The sequence below is a fragment of the Vibrio sp. T20 genome (assembly GCF_007858795.1).
Classification (GTDB): domain Bacteria; phylum Pseudomonadota; class Gammaproteobacteria; order Enterobacterales; family Vibrionaceae; genus Vibrio; species Vibrio satsumensis.
The window spans coordinates 1-4,967 of sequence record NZ_VFEB01000095.1; the positions used below are offsets into that span (position 1 = coordinate 1).

At 42.0% G+C, this 4,967-nt stretch carries 2 protein-coding genes and 8 tRNA genes; 2 read left to right on the forward strand and 8 right to left on the reverse strand.

Annotation, left to right across the window (positions count from 1 at the left end; all coding sequences use genetic code 11):
- The first annotated feature begins 57 nt into the window (after nt 1-57).
- Together FTW16_RS12570 and FTW16_RS12575 are read left to right on the forward strand one after the other, a co-directional pair.
- Nucleotides 58-134 (forward strand) — tRNA-Asp (locus tag FTW16_RS12570).
- Nucleotides 135-1,238: 1,104 nt separating this feature from the next.
- Nucleotides 1,239-1,634, forward strand: coding sequence for a DUF2391 family protein (locus FTW16_RS12575; protein WP_146491327.1), 396 nt, complete (start codon nt 1,239-1,241; stop codon nt 1,632-1,634).
- A 345-nt stretch (nt 1,635-1,979) separates the two neighbouring features.
- On the opposite strand, the gene FTW16_RS12580 is transcribed toward FTW16_RS12575, so the two are convergent.
- The 8 genes from FTW16_RS12580 to FTW16_RS12615 form a co-directional block, all read right to left on the reverse strand.
- Nucleotides 1,980-2,055, reverse strand: a tRNA-Asn gene (locus tag FTW16_RS12580).
- Nucleotides 2,056-2,084: 29 nt separating this feature from the next.
- Nucleotides 2,085-2,160 (reverse strand) — tRNA-Thr (locus FTW16_RS12585).
- 36 nt (nt 2,161-2,196) lie between these two features.
- Nucleotides 2,197-2,272, reverse strand: a tRNA-Asn gene (locus FTW16_RS12590).
- A 24-nt stretch (nt 2,273-2,296) separates the two neighbouring features.
- A tRNA-Thr gene (locus FTW16_RS12595) sits at nt 2,297-2,372 on the reverse strand.
- A gap of 56 nt (nt 2,373-2,428) precedes the next feature.
- Nucleotides 2,429-2,504, reverse strand: a tRNA-Phe gene (locus tag FTW16_RS12600).
- Nucleotides 2,505-2,739: 235 nt separating this feature from the next.
- The gene (locus FTW16_RS12605) at nt 2,740-4,365 is read right to left on the reverse strand and encodes a methyl-accepting chemotaxis protein (RefSeq protein ID WP_146491328.1); all 1,626 of its coding nucleotides are present in this window, start codon (nt 4,363-4,365) and stop codon (nt 2,740-2,742) included.
- A gap of 391 nt (nt 4,366-4,756) precedes the next feature.
- Nucleotides 4,757-4,832: transfer RNA gene (locus tag FTW16_RS12610), tRNA-Asn, on the reverse strand.
- Nucleotides 4,833-4,889: 57 nt separating this feature from the next.
- A tRNA-Phe gene (locus FTW16_RS12615) sits at nt 4,890-4,965 on the reverse strand.
- Between the last annotated feature and the right edge of the window lie 2 nt (nt 4,966-4,967).

Consider the following 4,967-nt stretch of genomic DNA (forward strand, 5'->3'; position numbering starts at 1 on the left):
CCATGTGAGAGTAGGACATCGTCAGGCTCAAATTGCTTTAAGCTGAATAGACACTGCGGAGTGGTAGTTCAGTTGGTTAGAATACCGGCCTGTCACGCCGGGGGTCGCGGGTTCGAGTCCCGTCCACTCCGCCACTTATTAGAAAGCCTAGTCTTATGACTAGGCTTTCGTCGTTTCTGGATGTCGATAATTTTGTCTTTGACCAACGAGCCCACTCGCCTGCGACCCCAGGCCCTCTGCCATTTATAAGAAGCCTCGCTAGAAATAGCGGGGCTTTTTTGCATCTAAATTATAGTGTTTCGCCCTTCCATTGAATGACTTTTACACAAGATTTGCGCGTAACTCATGACTCCTAGTCAACGTGTTCCCATTACTCTGTAATTTATTAGAAAGTCTAACTCTACGATTAGAGTCTTTTCATTTGTCTTTTTTAACACCAGTTGTGATTTGAAACGAGCATGCGTTTCAAACGCATATAGCTTTAAGCTTAGTACTCAAATACTCGAGCTATGCGACGTTGTAAGTTAGGTTAATGTTCAGTGTATCCATTTCAATATCTGAAACTATACAAGCCTTACAACTCATCCTACGTGCCTTGAGTTTGTAGATGTTTGTGTACTTCAAGTATTAGTTAACAGCCCTTCGCTACGAAACCTGACTTCTGTTTATCTGTGAGTCTAGAGGGGATTTCTGATGTGTAATTAGGAATCTATCATGGATGTTTCTGCTAAGAACGCTATAGCCCTTAATTAGTCGACTTCATCCTATTGGTTATGCATTGAGCTAAAACCACTCTATATGATATTAAGCGTCTTGTTCGAAGCATTTCAAAGGGGGGAGGTGGTCTAGATTCAGTTTGAAGGTGAGAGGCGCTAGGTTGTGTGCCAAAGTGCTGTTGGACAGATATGTAAGAAATAGAGTATCCCTCGTATTCGTGCAGTGATGTTTATCACCCAACAGCTTGAGATTTTCTGGTTTTAGGCGTTGGTATCTTAGGATGTTTACAGGCCTCTCTTCGATTTGACTGGATATGAATTAGTTGTTTGACCGCTTTGCTCTGAGCATATTGATTTCTTGCTGGTTAGTTCAAGCCATGTTTTAGTTATTGCGACTAATATGAAATTAGAAGGGTCATTACTGTTTGCTTAGTAAGAATAGAAAATCCCCCAAGTCATCGGCGGATAGTATTGTGATTATTTTAAGAAATAGATAAAGCCTTAAACCTAATGGGTCGAACTATGAAATTGAGTTTTAACTTTGAAGATGCGAGCCAGATCTTTGTGGGATCTTTTGCTTTGGCCGTGCCAATTTCTTTTTCTGAAGAGGCTTGGAAGTTAGGGGAGACTTTACCTACCGCTAATCTATTGCTGTTATTTTTACTATCTTCGGTGTTCTTAGGCTTCTATACGTATGAGAATGTCTTTCAAAAAGATGTTGTTACACGGTTGCCGGTGTTTATTTTTAGAATAGTGATTGCTTATGTTATGACGGCATTGGTCGTTGCTTTGGTACTGACTTGCTTGGACAAATTACCTCTGTTGAGTGATCCAGTTGTATCGTTCAAAAGAGTGATTGTTATTTCAATGCCAGCCTCTATGGGGGCTATTGTAGTGGATAGTTTTGATAAAGAGTGACTTGTTTATCATTTGGATTGAAGCGCCTTACAGAGCTTTTCTAGCGCCTATTTGATTCGTTATTTAGCTTTTTTATTTCCAGGCTTAGCATTGATTTTTTTCAACTGATCTTCTCCATAACAAAATGAGTAGTAACGTACTATGAGTGACTCTTATGTGAATGTGTCGTTTATTGTTGGGCGATTTTGAAGAGAGTTAAGTACCGAAGGTTTATAGCTTTTGATGGATATAAAAACGGTTGGTTTCTGAATTGAATATGATATTTGAAATGTGAAGGTAGTTGTATTGACAAGTTAGGATCTTTAGATGCAAAAAAGCCGCATCAATGATGCGGCTTTTTTTAATTGGCTCCCCTTGCAAGACTTGAACTTGCGACATACGGATTAACAGTCCGCCGTTCTACCAACTGAACTAAAGGGGAATTGATTGTTTAGTCTCTAATCAAGAGAATGGTGCCGACTACCGGAATCGAACTGGTGACCTACTGATTACAAGTCAGTTGCTCTACCTACTGAGCTAAGTCGGCATCATGAATCAAAAAGCTTATGCTTGATGATTAACTTGGCTCCCCTTGCAAGACTTGAACTTGCGACATACGGATTAACAGTCCGCCGTTCTACCAACTGAACTAAAGGGGAATTATTCTTAAAGCTTTAAAGAAATGGTGCCGACTACCGGAGTCGAACTGGTGACCTACTGATTACAAGTCAGTTGCTCTACCTACTGAGCTAAGTCGGCACATGATATTTCTTTGTGCTTTACTGTTGTTGTCTAGGACACCAACAAATAAATTGTGGTGCCCGGAGGCGGAATCGAACCACCGACACGAGGATTTTCAATCCTCTGCTCTACCGACTGAGCTATCCGGGCGACGAGGTGTATTAAACGTGTTTTCGCGTTCTGGGTCAACATTAAATTGCAAAAAAAGTATCGTTTGATGTTTTTCTATACTTAGTGGGTTGTTTTTGCTCATTTGGGGTGAAAAACCTAGGTCTAGCATGCCCTAATAGATAGTAAAACTACGGTTAACTACACTGAATGGGCGCCGAAATAAAAAAAGCACGTATGAAAACGTGCTTTTTTATTTGAAAAATTTCTAGAGAGTTTAGTGTTTTACTTCAAACCTATTAACCCAAGCTTCTAATTCATTAGAAAGGGAGGCGAGAGTTTGGGTACTGTTATGACTTTCTGTCACGACATTGCTCAGTTGGTTGCCGCTCTCTTCGATCATGTTGATACGCTTCGATATATCATCGCTCACCTGAGTCTGCTCAGCGGCCGCTGTTGCGATTTGATGACTCATTGATGAAATCGACTCTAATGCGACAACAATCTGTTGTAGTGCTTCAGAGGCGTTTTGAGACTCTGTTACGGTGCTTTCACTGGTCGCAGCACAAACTTCCATAGTTTGAATTGCGTTGCGAGATCCGTCTTGAAGGTTATTAATCATTAACTGAATTTCTTTGGTGCTTGATTGTGTTCGACCTGCAAGGTTACGAACCTCATCTGCTACAACCGCAAATCCACGGCCTTGTTCGCCAGCTCGAGCTGCTTCAATGGCTGCGTTAAGTGCCAACAGGTTAGTTTGTTCCGCTATATCACCAATCACATCCAATACTTTCGCAATGTTGTTTACATCGTTATCTAGGTTAGCGACAGCTTCACTTGCTGTGCCTAGTTGGCCTGCTAGGCCTTGAATGTTGTCTACTGTGTTGTGAATCAGTTGCTGGGTATGCTGGCTCTGTTTATCGGCCTCGTCGGTGTTGCGCGCGGTATCGCTAGCTGAATCAGCAACGTTATTGGCTGAAGAGGCCATCTCGGTCATTGCTGTCGCGATCATCTCTGTTGATTGCTGTTGGGTCTCTGTCAATTGAGCAATTGATCCAGCACGGTCTTCTACGCGCTGCAGTTCTCCCCTTAATGCTAGCATTGAAGCGTCCAGGTTTGATACCAACTCAGCCAGTGACTTACTCATTTGTTGTACGGCGTGGTAAATACTGCCGTCTGTCGCCTGAGTTTCGAAAGAGGTTTGAATTCGACCTTGTGCTACGGCTTGTACAGCTTCTCTTACATCTTTAGGTTCGCCACCAAGAAGCGCTAGCATGCGTTTAATAGATACAATTAGGCTCGATAGAATAAGACCAGCAATCAGGACACAAAGGAACAGCTGCCATTGAGCGGTAGACCAGAAACGAGCGTTAACTTCATTGAACCCGATACCTGTGCCGACAACCCAGCCCCAATGTGGTGTTTTCTCTGCTATAGACAGTTTTTCTTCAATCGTTCCATCTGGCAGTTTTTGTGTCCAGGTGTACTCAATGATCTGGCCAGTACGATTACCAAGTACTCTTTGGATTAGCTGACCAACACTATTCCCGTTGCCATCTTTAAAGTCGTTAAAGCTGGTTCCGTGTAATTGAGGATCTAATGGTGTCGCGACAAACGTCATGTTTTCATCGGCTACGTAAACATATTCATTATCTTTATAGATGTTGTTACGTAGAAGGCGAGTAGCTAGTTGCTTAGCTTGCTCTTCTTCTAGAGTGCCATCAATCGCCATTTTTTCGACTTCAGTAAGGATGCTGTATGCACTCTTAAATAGCTCGGTCACGCGAGCTTTGTTGTCCATGTTGCTCGCGACTCTCAATGTCCATAAACCAGTAGCCGTCAGTGCTAGCAGGGCGATCAAGATGATGCCCGATAATAAGTAAGCTTGCGTTTTTAGTTTCATGTTTCCCCGCGCAGCGATTCAATAATTAGTATTAGGTATAGTTCATCGAATCTTAATCTAAGTCGTGTAGGGCAGATATTAGAAAGATATCAAAACATGATAGAGATTAAATTTTCGAAGAAAAAAAAGTAATGAAATGGGATTCTGTTTGTTTTGACATGACGGTTTACGGAATTAAGGGGGGATAACTTTTGGGAGGCGTTGGTTCCATTTAAATAGAGATGCTTTATAGAACTTAGAATCAGCTACTTTAGTCAGAGTATTGAAAGGATATAACTTAATTTATCGGGACTGATTAAGAGCTAATGTTGGGCTAATGTGTATATTGAATAGAGTTTGCTTTTGTTCAAACGAAAAAAAGCCAAGTCTTTCGACTTGGCTTTCTTGAATGTGGCTCCCCTTGCAAGACTTGAACTTGCGACATACGGATTAACAGTCCGCCGTTCTACCAACTGAACTAAAGGGGAATTATTTGTGTCAACATCAGGTCTTAAAAAGACCATTATTTGTTAAGCACCAAATAATGGTGCCTCGAGGCGGAATCGAACCACCGACACGCGGATTTTCAATCCGCTGCTCTACCCGCTGAGCACTCGAGGCGA